Source organism: Streptomyces sp. NPDC055254, assembly GCF_053606025.1.
In genome coordinates this window covers 122995-138034 of the sequence record NZ_JBSGQV010000002.1, presented here as the reverse complement: position 1 = coordinate 138034, position 15040 = coordinate 122995, and the positions used below count along the sequence as shown (strand labels likewise).

16 protein-coding genes are annotated in these 15040 nt (G+C 71.6%); 9 read left to right on the top strand and 7 right to left on the bottom strand.

What is annotated here, in order from left to right:
- Nucleotides 1-20: 20 nt before the first annotated feature.
- Genes rimI through ACWFQ8_RS02785 form a run of 3 tightly spaced genes read left to right on the top strand, consistent with a single transcriptional unit; the run spans nucleotide 21 to nucleotide 1916 of the window.
- Nucleotides 21-500 (top strand): ribosomal protein S18-alanine N-acetyltransferase, encoded by a 480-nt coding sequence (gene rimI, locus ACWFQ8_RS02795; RefSeq protein WP_453784617.1) that lies wholly within the window; start codon nucleotides 21-23, stop codon nucleotides 498-500.
- Nucleotides 493-1641, top strand: a complete 1149-nt coding sequence (gene tsaD / locus ACWFQ8_RS02790) for a tRNA (adenosine(37)-N6)-threonylcarbamoyltransferase complex transferase subunit TsaD (protein WP_453784401.1) — start codon at nucleotides 493-495, stop codon at nucleotides 1639-1641. The genes rimI and tsaD overlap by 8 nt, the downstream gene beginning before the upstream one ends.
- Entirely contained in the window at nucleotides 1638-1916 is a 279-nt protein-coding gene (locus ACWFQ8_RS02785; protein WP_453784400.1) for a hypothetical protein, read from the top strand. Before tsaD ends, ACWFQ8_RS02785 begins: the two co-directional genes overlap by 4 nt.
- 131 nt (nucleotides 1917-2047) lie before the next feature.
- Here ACWFQ8_RS02785 and ACWFQ8_RS02780 read toward each other — a convergent pair whose 3' ends face one another.
- On the bottom strand, nucleotides 2048-3277 hold the full coding sequence (locus ACWFQ8_RS02780; protein ID WP_453784399.1) for a class I SAM-dependent methyltransferase: 1230 nt from the start codon (nucleotides 3275-3277) through the stop codon (nucleotides 2048-2050).
- 133 nt (nucleotides 3278-3410) lie between these two features.
- Between ACWFQ8_RS02780 and ACWFQ8_RS02775 the strand changes: the two genes are divergently transcribed.
- Complete coding sequence (locus tag ACWFQ8_RS02775) at nucleotides 3411-4358, top strand: polysaccharide deacetylase family protein (RefSeq protein WP_453784398.1); 948 nt, start codon at nucleotides 3411-3413, stop codon at nucleotides 4356-4358.
- Complete coding sequence (locus ACWFQ8_RS02770; RefSeq protein ID WP_453784397.1) at nucleotides 4355-5245, top strand: polysaccharide deacetylase family protein; 891 nt, start codon at nucleotides 4355-4357, stop codon at nucleotides 5243-5245. The genes ACWFQ8_RS02775 and ACWFQ8_RS02770 overlap by 4 nt, the downstream gene beginning before the upstream one ends.
- Here ACWFQ8_RS02770 and ACWFQ8_RS02765 read toward each other — a convergent pair.
- Nucleotides 5236-6684, bottom strand: coding sequence for an FtsW/RodA/SpoVE family cell cycle protein (locus ACWFQ8_RS02765; RefSeq protein ID WP_453784396.1), 1449 nt, complete (start codon nucleotides 6682-6684; stop codon nucleotides 5236-5238). The genes ACWFQ8_RS02770 and ACWFQ8_RS02765 overlap by 10 nt on opposite strands.
- Nucleotides 6685-6931: 247 nt before the next feature.
- On the bottom strand, nucleotides 6932-7453 hold the full coding sequence (locus tag ACWFQ8_RS02760) for a DUF6234 family protein (RefSeq protein ID WP_453784395.1): 522 nt from the start codon (nucleotides 7451-7453) through the stop codon (nucleotides 6932-6934).
- A 449-nt stretch (nucleotides 7454-7902) separates the two neighbouring features.
- Here ACWFQ8_RS02760 and groES point away from each other — a divergent pair, with 449 nt between their 5' ends.
- Nucleotides 7903-8211 carry a co-chaperone GroES gene (gene groES, locus ACWFQ8_RS02755; RefSeq protein WP_030230757.1) on the top strand — a complete coding sequence of 103 codons (309 nt, stop codon included), beginning with the start codon at nucleotides 7903-7905 and terminating at the stop codon, nucleotides 8209-8211.
- A gap of 136 nt (nucleotides 8212-8347) precedes the next feature.
- Nucleotides 8348-9976 carry a chaperonin GroEL gene (groL, locus tag ACWFQ8_RS02750; RefSeq protein ID WP_453784394.1) on the top strand — a complete coding sequence of 543 codons (1629 nt, stop codon included), beginning with the start codon at nucleotides 8348-8350 and terminating at the stop codon, nucleotides 9974-9976.
- Nucleotides 9977-10065: 89 nt separating this feature from the next.
- Here groL and ACWFQ8_RS02745 read toward each other — a convergent pair whose 3' ends face one another.
- The 3 genes from ACWFQ8_RS02745 to ACWFQ8_RS02735 form a co-directional block, all read right to left on the bottom strand.
- Nucleotides 10066-10776, bottom strand: a complete 711-nt coding sequence (locus tag ACWFQ8_RS02745; protein WP_453784393.1) for an ester cyclase — start codon at nucleotides 10774-10776, stop codon at nucleotides 10066-10068.
- A 64-nt stretch (nucleotides 10777-10840) separates the two neighbouring features.
- Nucleotides 10841-11614: an SDR family NAD(P)-dependent oxidoreductase gene (locus ACWFQ8_RS02740; protein WP_453784392.1), complete on the bottom strand. Its 774-nt coding sequence runs from the start codon at nucleotides 11612-11614 to the stop codon at nucleotides 10841-10843.
- Nucleotides 11615-11638: 24 nt separating this feature from the next.
- On the bottom strand, nucleotides 11639-12319 hold the full coding sequence (locus ACWFQ8_RS02735; RefSeq protein ID WP_453784616.1) for an MOSC domain-containing protein: 681 nt from the start codon (nucleotides 12317-12319) through the stop codon (nucleotides 11639-11641).
- An 88-nt stretch (nucleotides 12320-12407) separates the two neighbouring features.
- On the opposite strand from ACWFQ8_RS02735, the gene ACWFQ8_RS02730 reads away from it, so the two are divergent.
- Nucleotides 12408-13307, top strand: coding sequence for a LysR family transcriptional regulator (locus ACWFQ8_RS02730; RefSeq protein WP_453784391.1), 900 nt, complete (start codon nucleotides 12408-12410; stop codon nucleotides 13305-13307).
- A 164-nt stretch (nucleotides 13308-13471) separates the two neighbouring features.
- On the opposite strand, the gene ACWFQ8_RS02725 is transcribed toward ACWFQ8_RS02730, so the two are convergent.
- Nucleotides 13472-13798, bottom strand: a complete 327-nt coding sequence (locus tag ACWFQ8_RS02725) for a WhiB family transcriptional regulator (protein ID WP_362460698.1) — start codon at nucleotides 13796-13798, stop codon at nucleotides 13472-13474.
- Between the two features lie 388 nt (nucleotides 13799-14186).
- Here ACWFQ8_RS02725 and ACWFQ8_RS02720 point away from each other — a divergent pair, with 388 nt between their 5' ends.
- Entirely contained in the window at nucleotides 14187-14798 is a 612-nt protein-coding gene (locus ACWFQ8_RS02720; RefSeq protein WP_003948568.1) for a response regulator transcription factor, read from the top strand.
- The last annotated feature ends 242 nt before the right edge of the window (nucleotides 14799-15040 follow it).

The window sequence follows — 15040 nt, the reverse complement described above, 5'->3', positions numbered from 1 at the left end:
CCGACGTCGTACTGCGCGAGATGCGCTGGTGGGACATCGAACCCGTGCTGGAACTGGAGCACGAGCTGTTCCCGGAGGACGCCTGGTCCGCCGGCATGTTCTGGTCCGAACTGGCCCATGCCCGCGGCCCGCGGGCCACGCGCAGGTACCTCGTCGCCGAGAGCGCCTCCGGCCGCCTGGTCGGCTATGCCGGACTCGCCGCCGCCGGCGACCTGGCCGACGTACAGACCATCGCGGCCGCCCGCGACCAGTGGGGTACCGGGCTCGGCTCCCGGCTCCTGACCGACCTGCTGCGCGCCGCCACCGCATTCGAGTGCGCCGAAGTCCTGCTGGAGGTGCGGGTGGACAACACCCGCGCGCAGAAGCTCTACGAGCGCTTCGGCTTCGAGCCCATCGGATTCCGCCGGGGCTACTACCAGCCCGGCAACATCGACGCTCTCGTGATGCGACTGACCGACCCCGCACAAGCAAGAAGTGAGAGCAGTGAGAGCAATGGCTGACGAACCGCTCGTCCTCGGCATCGAGACCTCCTGCGACGAGACCGGCGTCGGCGTCGTCCGCGGCACCACCCTGCTCGCGGACGCCATCGCGTCGAGCGTCGACGAGCACGCCCGGTTCGGCGGCGTCGTGCCGGAAGTGGCCTCGCGGGCCCACCTGGAGGCGATGGTCCCGACCATCGAACGCGCCCTGAAGGAAGCCGGCGTCAGCGCCCGCGACCTGGACGGCATCGCGGTCACCGCCGGTCCCGGGCTGGCGGGCGCCCTGCTCGTCGGCGTCTCGGCGGCCAAGGCGTACGCGTACGCCCTCGGCAAGCCGCTGTACGGCGTGAACCACCTGGCCTCGCACATCTGCGTGGACCAGCTGGAACACGGACCGCTGCCCGAGCCGACGATGGCGCTGCTGGTGTCCGGCGGGCACTCCTCACTGCTGCTGGCGCCGGACATCACCTCCGACGTACGGCCGCTCGGCGCGACCATCGACGACGCGGCGGGCGAGGCCTTCGACAAGATCGCGCGGGTGCTCCAGCTCGGCTTCCCCGGCGGCCCGGTCATCGACCGGCTCGCACGGGAGGGCGACCCCGAGGCGATCCATTTCCCGCGCGGGCTGACGGGGCCGCGCGACGCGGCGTACGACTTCTCCTTCTCCGGACTCAAGACCGCCGTCGCCCGCTGGATCGAGGCGAAGCGGAAGGCGGGCGAGGAGGTGCCGGTGCGCGACGTGGCGGCGTCCTTCCAGGAGGCCGTGGTGGACGTGCTGACGCGCAAGGCGATCCGCGCGTGCAAGGACGAGGGCGTCGACCACCTGATGATCGGCGGCGGCGTGGCGGCCAACTCGCGGCTGCGCTCGCTGGCGCAGGAGCGGTGCGACGACGCGGGGATCATCCTGCGGGTGCCGCGGCCGAAGCTGTGCACGGACAACGGTGCGATGGTGGCGGCGCTGGGCGCGGAGATGGTCAAGCGCAACCGTCCCGCCTCGGACTGGGACCTGTCGGCGGACTCCTCCCTGCCGGTCACGGACCCGCACGTGCCGGGTGCGCAGGCCGCACGTCGCGGGCACGAGCACGGGCACGGTCCTGGGCACGGCCACGGGCACGATCACGACCACGTGCACGAGCTGAGCAAGGACAACCTGTACTCATGAGCACCGTCGCGCTGATGTGGGAGGCCCGCGCCGTCGAGGGCCGGGCCAACGAGCTCCTGGAGTGGGCCCGTTCGCAGGTCCTCGCCCGGGAGCCGGTGCGCCGCGAGGTGTTCCGCGCTCCGCAGGACCGGGTGCTCGTGATCACCTGGTGGGAGGCGGTCGAGGGCGTGGCGGCGGAGCTGCCCGAACTGCCGGAGCCCGCCGCCGATCTGATCACCCGGGCCGTGCACCGCTGGCGGTTCGAGTCGGTGGAGACCACGACGGCGCAGGGCTGACCCGCGCCCCGCGTCCCCCGGCGCCGCGGGCGGCGGGGTCCGGGCAGGGGGCCGACATGGACATGCCCATGCCTCGTCGTGACCTGCCGCCGCCAAGGCGGGCGCGCACTGCCGCTGGGCCGTGCGCGCCTTCACCGGCTGGCGCCGGGGTGCGGCGGCGGCGCGACCGGGGCGGCGGCCGCGGCAGCCGGTAGGACGGGGGCGCCGATCAGCATCGACGGGGCCCCCGCCACCCGGGTCAGGAACACCGTCGCCGAGTTCGGCCCCTGCGGCTTCACCTTCCTGCGCAGTTCCTCCGGCTCGATCGCGGAGCCGCGCTTCTTCACGGTCAGGATGCCGACCCCGCGCTCGCGCAGCAGCGCCTTCAACTTCTTCAGCCCGAACGGAAGCACGTCGGTGATCTCGTACGCCGTCGCGTACGGCGTCGCGCGCAGCTCGTCGGCGGTGACGTAGGCGATGGTCGGGTCGATCAGCCGGCCGTCCAACCGCTCGGCGACCTCGGCGACGAGGTGGGCGCGGATGACGGCTCCGTCCGGCTCGTAGAGGTAGCGGCCCACCGGCCCGGCCGGCGGGTCGGGCAGTGGATCGGGGGTGGCCAGCCCGCGCGGGCCGGGCAGCAGGGTGGCGCGTACGGTCCCGGGAGAGGTCCCGAACCACAGCACGGCCTCCTTGACGTCCCCCCGGTCGGAGATCCACTCGGCCTCGGCCTCTTCGGGCACGGCCTCGTGCGGGATGCCCGGGGCGATCTTGACGGCCGCGACCCTCGCCGTACGGGCCGTCGCGACCGCCCACGACAGGGGCGGGGAGTAGGACTCGGGGTCGAAGACGCGGCCGCGCCCCCCGCGCCGGGCCGGGTCGATGAACACGGCGTCGTACGCGGACACGTCCACGTCCGTCACGTCCGCCTCCCGCACCTCGATCAGCTCCGCCAGCCCCAGCGCCTCGGCGTTGGCCCGGGCCACGGCGACGGTCAGCGGGTCCCGGTCGACGGCCAGCACCCGGATGCCGAGCCGCGCGAGCGCGAGGGCGTCGCCGCCGATGCCGCAGCACAGGTCGGCGAGGCTGCGCACACCGAGGGCGGCCAGCCGTCCGGCGCGGTAGGAGGCCACGGACGCGCGGGTGGCCATCTCGCCGCCGCCCGGCGTGAAGTACATCCGGAAGGCGTCCTCGGCGCCGAACTTCGCCACCGCGCGCTGCCGCAGCCGCGCCTGCCCGAGCGCGGCGGAGACCAGTCCGGCCGGGTGCTCCCGGCGCAGCCGGGTGGCGACGGCCAGCTCCTGGGCGGGGTCGTGGTCGCGGAGCGAGTCCAGGAGGGCGCGGCCCTCGGGGGTGAGGAGGGAGGCGAAGTCTTCGGGGGTCACGCGTCCATTGTGGGCGACCGGCGGTTGCCGAAGGCGCCCACGTCAGGCGGTGTGGGCCAGTCGAAGGAAGGTGGGCTCGCGTTCGCGGTGTCCTCCGTGGGGCCCGGGGCGGCGGATGCCAGGATGCACAGTTATGCAGCTAGTCGGACAAACGGAAGATATTGCGCAACAAGGTCACCGGTACGCGGCGGTTCCGCGCGGCCGGTTCGGGGTGGCCCTGGCCGCCCTGCTCGTCGCCGCCCTCGGGACCGCGTGCGGTTCCGGCGGCTCCGGCGCACCGGACAAGGCCGAGAAGGCGAAGGCGGCCAAGGAGGCGGCGGGCGCCGCGGGCGCCCTCAGCCAGGCGGAGAAGGTGAAGGCCGCCCAGCAGGCGCGCATCGCCGCGGCGAAGAAGTGGGGGCTCGTCAAGCTGCCGCTCACCGCTCCGGCGGCGCCGAAGGAGAAGCCCGAGATCACCACCCGCGAGGGCTTCGAGGTGGACGACCAGGAGAACCTCCCGCCGGTCTTCACCACCGTCCCGACGGAGGACAAGGTCGTCTTCCTGACCATCGACGACGGTTCCGAGAAGGACCCCGAGTTCCTGAGGATGATGCAGGAGCTGAAGATCCCGTACACGGCGTTCCTCAGCGACTACGTCGTGCGCGACAACTACCCGTACTTCAAGCGGATGCAGGCGGCGGGCGTCACCCTCAACAACCACACGCTCAACCACCGCTACATGCCGGCCCTGTCGTACGAGAAGCAGCGCCAGGAGATCTGCGGCCAGCAGGACACCATGCAGAAGCAGTTCGGCAAGCGGCCGACGCTCTTCCGGCCGCCGTACGGGAACTACAACGAGGACACCCTGCGCGCGGCGAAGTCCTGCGGGATCAAGGCCGTCCCGCTGTGGAACGCCGAGGCGTTCACGAACCGGATGGACTACCGCGAGTGGGACCGGGACCTGCACCCCGGTGACATCATCCTCACGCACTTCCGCGGCCGCGAGGACTGGAAGGGCACGATGCCTGACATGATCCGTCATGTCATGAAGACCGTCACGGACAAGGGGTACGCCGTGGCCCGCCTGGAGGACTATCTGTGAGGTATGCGCGCCGGTTCGTAGCCGGAACGCTGGCGGCCGGCGCGCTCGCGCTGTCCCTGACGGGGTGCGGGGACAGCGTGGACCCCATCGAACGACTGGGCCGCAAGCCGACGCAGGAGTCGCCGTCGGCCGGCACCCCGTCGCCGACCCCGACCGCGGCGACGGGGGGCGCGGCCCCGCCGGGGACGGCGTCGGACGAGGCGTACAGGAAGTGGGGCCTGACGGCCCCCGTCCAGTACGCGCCCGCACCCGCGCACAGACCGCAGCTCCCGAAGGCCGGGCCGGGCAAGGCCGCGGTGGTGGACCGAATACCCCTGCCGCCCGCGGAGAAGACCGTCTTCCTGACCTTCGACGACGGCGCGGAGAAAGACCCCGAATTCCTGAGGATGGCGGCCGACCTCAAGCTGCCGATCAGCATGTTCCTGACGGACAGTGTGGCGGCCTCGGACTACGGGCACTTCGAGAAGCTCCGCGACAACGGCTCGGCGAGCACGATAAACAACCACACGCTGACCCACCCCAACCTGCGCACGTTGTCCTTCGCGGCGCAGAAGCAGGAGATCTGCGGTCAGCAGGACCGCCTGGAACAGCGCTTCGGCCACCGCCCGACGCTCTTCCGCCCGCCCTTCGGCAACTACAACGACGACACCCTCCGGGCGGCCTCGGAGTGCGGGATCTCGTCCCTGGTGCTGTGGCGGGCGTCGATGCAGATCAACAACTTCCAGTACGCCGAGGGCTCCGCCCTCCGCCCGGGCGACATCGTCCTCGCCCACTTCCGCGGCCCCGCCGAGCTCAAGGGCGCGACGGAGGTCCAGATGACGACGCGCATGCTCCAGCGCATCCAGGAACAGGGTTTCCGGATAGGGCGGCTGGAGGACTACGTGTAGGGCACCGGGTCCGCGCCCCCTGCCGGCAGCCGCCCGTCGGCGCTCCCGGCTCGGGCCGGTGGGGTGATCGTCGTTTCCGCCGGGCCTGTGGCGTCCGCCTCGCGCCGGCGTTCCGCGCTGTCGCTGATGCGCAGGAGCAGCGCGATCATGATCCAGTTCGCCAGGAGCGACGAACCGCCCTTCGCCAGGAAGGGCAGGGCCTTCCCCGTCAGCGGGATCAGGCCCGTGACGCCGCCCGCGACCACGAAGACCTGCAGGGCCAGCGCGGAGGCCAGGCCCACCGCGAGGAGTTTGCCGAACGGGTCGGTGGCGGCGAGCGCCATGCGCAGGCCCCGCTGCACGAGGAGCGCGTAGAGGAGCAGGACGGCCATGACTCCGGCCAGGCCGAGCTCCTCGCCCACCGTCGTGAGGATGAAGTCGCTGCGCCCCGCGAACTTGATCAGCTCCGGGTGCCCCAGGCCGAGGCCCGTACCGGACATGCCGCCGGTGCCGAAGCTGAACAGGGCCTGCGCCGACTGGTCGGAGGTCACGCCGGGCGGCCGGTTCTCCCAGTAGTAGGACAGCGGCTCCAGCCAGGCGGCGACGCGCGCCTTGACGTGGGGCTCCGTCGAGCCCACGACGAAGGCCCCCAGCGAGGCCATCAGCACGCCGGTCACGATCCAGCCGGTGCGCTCCGTGGCGACGTACAGCATCACCACGAACACGCCGAAGAAGATCAGCGAGGTGCCGAGGTCGCGCTCGAAGACCAGCACCAGCATCGAGACGATCCACACCGTCACGAGGGGGCCGAGCTGGCGCATCGGGGGCAGTCGCACGCCCAGGAACCTGCGGCCCGTCAGGGCGAGCGAGTCCCGGTGCGTCACCAGGTACCCGGCGAAGAAGATCGCGATCATGATCTTCACGAACTCGCCGGGCTGGAGCGAGAAGCCGAAGAGCTTGATCCAGCGCTTCGCGCCGTAGGTGTCCGCGCCGAAGAACGCCGGCGCGATCAGCAGCACCAGCGAGGCGGCCATCGTGAGGTAGATGAACCGCTGCAGCAGCCGGTGGTCACGCAGGAGGGCGAGCACCAGCAGGCACGCGGCGACGCCGACGACCGTCCACATCAGCTGCTCGGGGGCGTTGGCCTCCGAGTTGTAGCGCTCGATGTACCCCTGGTCGAGGCGGTGCAGCAGCACCAGCCCCAGCCCGGTCAGCAGCATGGCGAGGGGGAGCACCAGCGGATCGGCGCGGGCGGCGAAGCGGCGCACGCCCAGGTGCCCCACCAGCGACAGCAGGGTCATGCTGATGGCGAAGCCGGTGAGGTCGGGCGGCAGCTCGCCGTTCATGGCGAGGCCCGCGCTCGCGTGGCCGAAAACGGCGATGCCGACGACGAGGGCCAGCAGCAGCGCCTCGGTGCGTCGGCGCGCGCCCGCCGTCGTCAGGGGTTTCAGTCCACGCACGGGACGCCGCCACCGTCCGTGGGGGCGGGTGGGGGCGACGGTGCGGGCGGCGGCGAAGCCGAGGTCGGCGCGGTCGGCGCGCCCGGTGAGGAGGAAGCGGCGCCCGGTGCGCTCGGGTTCGTACCGGCCGCGGGTCCGATCTGCTCGGCAATGAGGCGCTTTATCTTCATATCGTCTACGACGTTGGTCCCCTCCCCGTGGTTCCTTCCGAAGCGCGCACCGGGAAGACCGGCCGCCGCGCGCGGGCTCACCCTCCGGGGCACTCGTGACTGTCGCCCCCGCTGAAGCACTGCCCGTACGTGCCCCGGTAGGGCGGCTCGGGGGCCACCGGGTGGGCGGCCTCGTACGTGGCGTGGGCCAGGGTCAGCGTCAGCCCCACGAGCAGTGCGCACGCCGCGGCGTGGACGGTGGCGGAGAACCGCGCGCGCCGACGGACGAAAAGGGCGACGGCCAGTGCGGAGCCGCAGCACAGCACGCCGAGGAAGGTGAGCACACCCGAACCGAGGGGCAGGCCGTGCCAGTCGGGACCCGGGTCCGGTTCCGGCGCGATGAAGCCGAACTGCTCGACGGAGTGGTACGCGAGGCCCGCGAGCAGGACCGCGGCCAGCAGGGCGGACGTGACGACGGCCAGCACGGCGTCCGCCAACGGGCGCATCGGCTCGCGGGGGCGGCGGGTCCGCGCCGGCGGGCCCGCGCTCCGCGCGCCCCGGTCCTGCGCCTGCGGCGGGTCGTGCGGCTGCGCGCCCTCCGGGGGCGTCCCTGCGGTCATGCTCCGCAGTGTTCGCCCTACCGCGTCGCGCCGCCTGAGTACGGGTACTCAGTGCGCGGCGGGGGCTTCGGCCCCCGGAGTCCCGGCGCGGCACGGGTCTCGCGGGCGGGTCGAGGGGCGGATCCCGGCCATGAGTGGGTCGGCGTCCGGCACCCGGCAGCGCCCGCGGCCGCCCGCGTCCGGCCTCGTCACGCCGGTGGCAGCAAGGATCGCGGACGCGTGTGCGGCCGGATCCGGGGCGGTTCTCGGCCCGCTCCGCGCAACGCCCGGCGGCGAGAATTGGCACTCAGCTTGACCGAGTGCTAATCGCCGGAATAGTCTCGCACCTGGCACTCGCCCCTGGTGAGTGCCAACACAGCGACAGGCAGGTCCGGCACCCGCGACGACGGATCGACCTGGTCGCCACCTCAGACAGTTAACCCCGGATCTCCGAAGGGGGAGGTCGGATCGTGACGACCGCCAGCTCCAAGGTTGCCATCAAGCCGCTCGAGGACCGCATTGTGGTCCAGCCGCTCGACGCCGAGCAGACCACGGCTTCCGGCCTGGTCATCCCGGACACCGCGAAGGAGAAGCCCCAGGAGGGCGTCGTCCTCGCGGTGGGCCCGGGCCGCTTCGAGGACGGCCAGCGTCTCCCGCTGGACGTCAGCGTCGGCGACATCGTGCTCTACAGCAAGTACGGCGGCACCGAAGTGAAGTACAGCGGCGAGGAATACCTCGTCCTCTCGGCTCGCGACGTGCTCGCGATCGTCGAGAAGTAATTCGCTTCCAGATTTGATTTGAGCTGCGCCCCTGGTCACCCTGCTGATGCCGGGCGGCGAGGGGCGTAGTTCGTTCTAGGCGGTGGAGGTCGCGGTGAGCGGCCGAGGATCGCAACGAGAGGACTGAACCGCTCCCATGCCGAAGATCCTGAAGTTCGACGAGGACGCCCGTCGCGCCCTTGAGCGCGGCGTCAACAAGCTCGCCGACACGGTCAAGGTGACGATCGGCCCCAAGGGCCGCAACGTCGTCATCGACAAGAAGTTCGGTGCGCCCACCATCACCAACGACGGTGTCACCATCGCTCGCGAGGTCGAGCTGGACGACCCGTACGAGAACCTGGGCGCGCAGCTCGTGAAGGAGGTGGCGACCAAGACCAACGACATCGCGGGTGACGGCACCACCACCGCCACCGTGCTGGCCCAGGCGCTGGTCCGCGAGGGTCTGCGCAACGTCGCCGCGGGCGCGTCCCCGGCCGCCCTGAAGAAGGGCATCGACGCCGCGGTCAAGGCCGTGTCCGAGGAGCTCCTCGCGACCGCCCGCCCGATCGAGGACAAGTCCGACATCGCCGCCGTGGCCGCGCTCTCCGCGCAGGACCAGCAGGTCGGCGAGCTCATCGCCGAGGCGATGGACAAGGTCGGCAAGGACGGTGTCATCACCGTCGAGGAGTCCAACACCTTCGGCCTGGAGCTGGAGTTCACCGAGGGCATGGCCTTCGACAAGGGCTACCTCTCCCCGTACATGGTGACCGACCAGGAGCGTATGGAGGCCGTCCTCGACGACCCGTACATCCTGATCAACCAGGGCAAGATCTCCTCCATCCAGGACCTCCTGCCGCTGCTCGAGAAGGTCATCCAGGCCGGCGCCTCCAAGCCGCTCCTGATCATCGCCGAGGACGTCGAGGGCGAGGCGCTCTCCACCCTCGTCGTCAACAAGATCCGCGGCACCTTCAACGCGGTCGCCGTGAAGGCCCCCGGCTTCGGTGACCGTCGCAAGGCGATGCTCCAGGACATGGCCACCCTCACCGGTGCCACCGTCATCGCCGAGGAGGTCGGCCTCAAGCTCGACCAGGCCGGTCTGGACGTACTGGGCTCCGCCCGCCGCGTCACGATCTCCAAGGACGACACGACCATCGTCGACGGTGGCGGCAGCCACGAGGAAGTCACCGGTCGCGTCAACCAGATCAAGGCCGAGATCGAGTCCACCGACTCGGACTGGGACCGCGAGAAGCTGCAGGAGCGCCTGGCGAAGCTCGCCGGTGGCGTCTGCGTCATCAAGGTCGGCGCCGCCACCGAGGTGGAGCTCAAGGAGAAGAAGCACCGTCTTGAGGACGCCATCTCGGCGACCCGCGCCGCGGTCGAGGAGGGCATCGTCTCCGGCGGTGGCTCCGCGCTCGTCCACGCCGTGAAGGTCCTTGAGGGCAACCTCGGCCTCTCCGGCGACGAGGCCACCGGTGTCGCGGTCGTGCGCCGCGCCGCCGTCGAGCCGCTGCGCTGGATCGCCGAGAACGCGGGCCTGGAGGGTTACGTCATCACCTCGAAGGTCTCCGAGCTCGACAAGGGCCAGGGCTTCAACGCCGCCACCGGCGAGTACGGCGACCTGGTCAAGGCCGGCGTCATCGACCCGGTGAAGGTCACCCGCTCCGCGCTGGAGAACGCCGCTTCCATCGCCTCCCTGCTGCTCACGACCGAGACCCTGGTCGTCGAGAAGCCGGCCGAGGACGAGGGCGACGCCGGTCACGGCCACGGCCACGGCCACAGCCACTGATCGACGAGAGGGCCCCGGTCACCGCTGCTCGGCGGAGGTGACCGGGGCTTTCCCGTGTGCGGTCCGGTTCGTGCCGTACGGCCGCCGGCCTAGCCGGCCATGTCGGGCATCATGCCCATCTGCCGCATCATCGCGGGGGCGTCGTAGTACCACCAGCCCTCCGCGATCCGGCCGTTCTCCATCCGGAAGGTCGTGCACCCCGACATGGTGACTTCCTTGCCGACGGTCGGCGGGACCCCCATGAACTCGCCCTTCTGGGTGCCCTTCCAGTCCCACATCGTGGTGACGCAGTCGCCCTCGGCGATCTGACGGGTCGTGGTGAACCTGTAGTCGAAGGCGTCCCGCCACATGCCCACGGTGGTGCGCATGCCGTCCCGGCCGTTGCTCCGGCCCGGCGCCTCCATGACGTCGTGGTCGGTGTAACCGTCCGCGAAGCACTCCTCGATCGCGTCGAGCTCGCCGCGCATGAGGATGTCGTCGAAGACCCGGTCCACGACCATCTTGTTGAGGTACTCGTCGCGGACCACGTCGAGGTTCATGAACGTGGGCATTCCCTCGCAGAGGGCCACCATCTCCTGGAACATCCGGTCGGTCTCCGGGAGGTGAGAGTTCTTCATGGCCTCCTCGTACGACGGGAATTCGACCAGGTCGAGGTAGTGCGTCTCGGACTCGCGGTCCTTGCCGATCATGGTGTGGGTGACCGTGCGCCTGCCGCTGGTCTGTTCGGCGTAGCGATCGATGAGGGCGTTCACCTCGTCGAACCGCCTCGTCTCGTAATCGATCACTTGTACGAATGTCATCGCGTCGCCTCCCGTGCTGGATGGGACAGCTCCAGTTTAGGGAGATTTCACCCGATCGGCCGGTTTACTGAGGTCCGTACTTGCGGCCCGTACGCGAGGACATGCCGCCCAGCAGGCCGCGCGGCGTCAGCTTGACCACGCCCATCAGCGCCTTGTACCGAGGGTCCGGGACGGAGACCGACTTCCCCCGGGCCAGGTCGGCCAGCGCGGCGGCCACCAGCTTGTCGGCGTCCAACCACATCCAGCCGGGGATGTTGTCCGTGCCCATGCCGGCCCGCTCGTGGAACTCCGTCCTAACGAAGCCGGGGCACAGTGCCATCAGCCGCACGCCGGATCCCGCCAGGTCCCGCGCGGCTCCCTGGGTGAACTGCACGACCCACGCCTTGCTCGCGCCGTAGGTGCCGCGCGGGACGAAGGCGGCCACCGAGGCCACGTTGATCACGCCGCCCCGCCCGCGCGAGCGCATCGACGCGGTGGCCGCCGAGGTCAGCCGCAGGACCGCCTCGACGTGCACCTTCAGCATGGTCAGCTCGTCGGCCATCGAGACTTCGAGGTAGCGGCCCTTGTTGCCGAAGCCCGCGTTGTTGACCAGCAGGTCGACCGGGTGCGTGCGGTCGCCCAGGCGCTGCTCGACGGAGGCGATCCCCTCCTCGGTGGAGAGGTCGGCGGCCAGTACCTCGGCCTCGATGCCGTGGCGGTCGTGCAGCTCGGTGGCCTGTTCGCCGAGCCGCTTCGTGTCGCGGGCCACCAGCACCAGGTTGTGGCCCTGGGCGGCGAGCCGCCGGGCGAAGGCGGCGCCGATGCCCGCCGTGGATCCCGTAATCAACGCAGTCGTCATAGGCGCAACCTAGCGCCCCGGGTATCAGTGCGACGCGGCCCCGTGCTTGCGCGCGTATTCCAGCGCCGTTTCCCGCACCTCGGGGGCCAGCGCGTCGCCCGCCGCCAGGACCCGCGGCAGCAGGTGGCGCTCGGTGGTCCAGGCCCGGAAGAGGAACGTCGACGTCACCTCGTGCTCCGGGCGGTGGACCATCTCGATCCCGTCGCCGGGCGAGATCCGGCCCTCGCGGACCACGCGCAGGTACGCGCCCGGGCGGGCCTCGCGCGTGAACCGCTTGACCCAGCCCGGCTCGCCCATCGCGCCCTGGAAGGTGCGGCAGGGGATGCGGGTGGAGGCGACCTCAAGCAGCAGTTCGGGGCCTATCCGCCAGCGCTCGCCGAGGACCGCGCCGCTGACGTCCACCCCGCGGGTGGTGAGGTTCTCGCCGAACAGCCCGGCCGGAAGTTCGCGGCCCAGCTCGCGCTCCCACAGGTCCAGGTCCTCGCGGGCGTACGCGTAGACGGCCTGGTGGTCGCCGCCGTGGTGGCGCCGGTCGCACACGGCGTCACCCTCCAGGCCGCTGCCCGGGCCGGTGGCCTTGGGCCCCGGGGCGAAGACGCGGACCGGGCCGGCGACCGGGCGCTTGCCGATGCCGGTCAGGTTGCCCTCGGCGTCGGTGTAGTCGACGACCGCGGCGCGGCCGATGTTCACGGAGATCAGATGCATGGGACCCATGCGGACACGCTAGCCGAGCCGCCCCAAAGTGGCACGAAGATATTTACTCCGCGGTCAAAGCAGGCCTTATACTCGAAGAGTGATCGAAGCACGTCATCTCCGCGTTCTGCGCGCCGTCGCCGGAACGGGCTCCTTCTCCGCCGCCGCTCGTGAACTCGGCTGCACCCAGCCGGCCGTCTCCCAGCAGATGAAGGCGCTGGAACAGTCGGCCGGCACCCCCCTGCTCATCCGCACCGGGCGCGAGATGCGGTTGACCCAGGCCGGCGAGGCCCTGGTCCGGCACGCCGCGGGGATCCTCGCCGGATTGACCGCCGCCGAGGAGGAGGTCGCGGCCATCGCGGGCCTGCGCGCGGGCCGGGTACGGCTCGTGTCCTTCCCGAGCGGCAGCTCCACCCTGGTGCCCACGGCGCTCGCGGCGATGCGCGCCGCGCACCCGGGCACGCGGATCTCCCTCGTCGAGGCGGAGCCGCCGCGGTCGGTGGAGATGCTCCGCGAGGGCGACTGCGACGTGGCCCTCGCCTTCCGCTACGGCGGGTCGGCCGGGGCCGCCGCGGAGTGGGAGGACCTCGTCGTGCGGCCGCTGCTCACCGACCGGCTCGTCGGGCTGGTGCCGGACGGGCACCGGCTGGCCGGTGCGGAGCGGGTGGGCATGGCCGAACTGGCCGACGAGCCCTGGATCGCGGGCTGCCCGCGCTGCCGCCGCCACCTGGTGGAGGTGTGCGAGAGCGCGGGCTTCACCCCGCGCATCGACTTCGCCACCGACGACTATCCGGCGGTGGTGGGCCTGGTGGGCGCGGGGCTGGGCGTGGCCGTCCTGCCCCGGCTCGCGGTGGAGTCCGTACGGGCCAAGGGCGTGAGCGCGGTGGCCGTGGAGCCGGCGGTGGAACGGGAGGTCGTGGCGCTGACCCTGCCCGACCTGGCCCGCGTACCGGCCGTGGCGGCGACCCTGGCGGAACTCGAACGGGCCGCCGGGCGCTGACCCGACCGGGGGCGACCCGGCGGGTGCCGGGCCCGCCCGGCGCCGGGCGCGAGGGCGGCCGGGGCCCGGGCCGCCACCCCGTGACGGCGGCGGCTTCGGCTTCGGGTTCGGGTTCGGGTTCGACGAGGGTGTGCGGGGCGTACGCGGCGTGCGGGAGCCTCCGGTCAGTGCGGCGGTACGGGTCCGATCGCGGACGACGCGGGGATCAGGCGGTGCCGCGCCCGCCCCATCAGTTCTTCGCGTTCGTCCTCGGTGAGGCCGCCCCACACCCCGTAGGGCTCGCGGACGGCGAGTGCGTGCGCAGCGCATTCCGAGCGCACCGGGCATCGCATGCAGACCTCTTTAGCCGAGGCCTCGCGCGCGCTCCTGGCCGCGCCCCGCTCGCCCTCCGGGTGGAAGAAGAGGGAGCTGTCGACCCCGCGGCAGGCAGCCAGCAGCTGCCAGTCCCAGAGGTCGGCGTTCGGTCCGGGGAGGCGGGAGAAATCTGCCATGGGTAGTCCTCTTGGTGCCGGTACTGAGGCGGATACGGTCCGTGCGGTCCACGTCTCCACACCTACTGTCGGAGTAGATGTAAATATGACTCATTGGGAATCTAGCCTCAGACATGTGCCGAACGGAAGGAAAGCCGCCAAATAGGGCATAGCTCCAAATGGAGGACAACCGGCGCGCGCCTCCGGCGCCGTGATCGCTTCCTCACGTAGAGTGCTGAAGGTGTCCGTCCGACCCGTAACTCTTTCGAGTGACCATCGTTGAGAGTGCGATGGCGGTTGAACCAAGAAGTTCTCGGACACGTGTCCGGGGATGTCGACCGCACAGGTGACGATACGTACCAGCCTGGAGGCTCAAGGTGACGCGCATCAGCAGCTGCGGAGGGCGGTCATGACATCCGTCCTCGTCTGCGACGATTCCCCGCTTGCCCGAGAGGCGCTCCGTCGCGCGGTTGCCACCGTGCCCGGCGTCGAGCGTGTGACGACGGCTGCCAACGGCGAGGAAGTCCTCCGCCGCTGGGGTGCCGACCGCTCCGACCTGATTCTGATGGACGTCCGGATGCCCGGGCTCGGCGGTGTGGAGACGGTCCGCCGCCTGCTCTCGGCCGACCCGGGCGCCCGCATCATCATGCTGACGGTCGCCGAGGACCTGGACGGCGTGGCCCTCGCGGTCGCCGCCGGCGCCCGCGGTTACCTGCACAAGGACGCCTCGCGCGCCGAACTGCGGGCCACGGTCACCCAGGCCCTCGCCGACCCGACGTGGCGGCTGGCCCCGCGCCGGCTCCGCTCGGCCGAGATGGGCGCCGCGCCCACGCTCACCGCGCGTGAGATCCAGGTGCTGGAGGGCATGAGCCACGGCCGGTCCAACGCGGAGATCGGGCGCGAGCTCTTCCTCTCCGAGGACACGGTCAAGACGCACGCCCGCAGGCTGTTCAAGAAGCTCGGTGCCTCCGACCGGGCGCACGCCGTGGCCCTCGGGTTCCGCTGGGGCCTCGTCCGCTGACCTCCGGGTCACGGCGGGCCCGCCGTGCGCGGTCCCGTCCGCCCGGGCGGACGGGGCGGCACGCCGTCGTCCGGGCGGCGTCGCCGGACCCCGCCCGGCAGGGCGTGCCCCGTCCGGGCGTACCCCGTGCGCACAGGGGATCGGCGGGGCACAATCCGGGGGACGTGTCGCTTCGCGCGCGATGCCGCATCCTTGGAGATGTGGAGTACTCGGGGACCATTCGGCCGAGCGGGAGGGGAGGG

Bases quoted from the DNA above. Each gene is read 5' to 3' on its own strand.
- ACWFQ8_RS02735 (WP_453784616.1), bottom strand. From the start codon at position 12,319: ATGCATCTGATCTCCGTGAACATCGGCCGCGCCGCGGTCGTCGACTAC.
- rimI (WP_453784617.1), top strand. From the start codon at position 21: ATGCGCTGGTGGGACATCGAACCCGTGCTGGAACTGGAGCACGAGCTG.
- tsaD (WP_453784401.1), top strand. From the start codon at position 493: ATGGCTGACGAACCGCTCGTCCTCGGCATCGAGACCTCCTGCGACGAG.
- ACWFQ8_RS02785 (WP_453784400.1), top strand. From the start codon at position 1,638: ATGAGCACCGTCGCGCTGATGTGGGAGGCCCGCGCCGTCGAGGGCCGG.
- ACWFQ8_RS02740 (WP_453784392.1), bottom strand. From the start codon at position 11,614: ATGACGACTGCGTTGATTACGGGATCCACGGCGGGCATCGGCGCCGCC.
- groL (WP_453784394.1), top strand. From the start codon at position 8,348: ATGCCGAAGATCCTGAAGTTCGACGAGGACGCCCGTCGCGCCCTTGAG.
- ACWFQ8_RS02725 (WP_362460698.1), bottom strand. From the start codon at position 13,798: ATGGCAGATTTCTCCCGCCTCCCCGGACCGAACGCCGACCTCTGGGAC.
- ACWFQ8_RS02720 (WP_003948568.1), top strand. From the start codon at position 14,187: ATGACATCCGTCCTCGTCTGCGACGATTCCCCGCTTGCCCGAGAGGCG.
- ACWFQ8_RS02775 (WP_453784398.1), top strand. From the start codon at position 3,411: ATGCAGCTAGTCGGACAAACGGAAGATATTGCGCAACAAGGTCACCGG.
- ACWFQ8_RS02745 (WP_453784393.1), bottom strand. From the start codon at position 10,776: ATGACATTCGTACAAGTGATCGATTACGAGACGAGGCGGTTCGACGAG.
- ACWFQ8_RS02760 (WP_453784395.1), bottom strand. From the start codon at position 7,453: ATGACCGCAGGGACGCCCCCGGAGGGCGCGCAGCCGCACGACCCGCCG.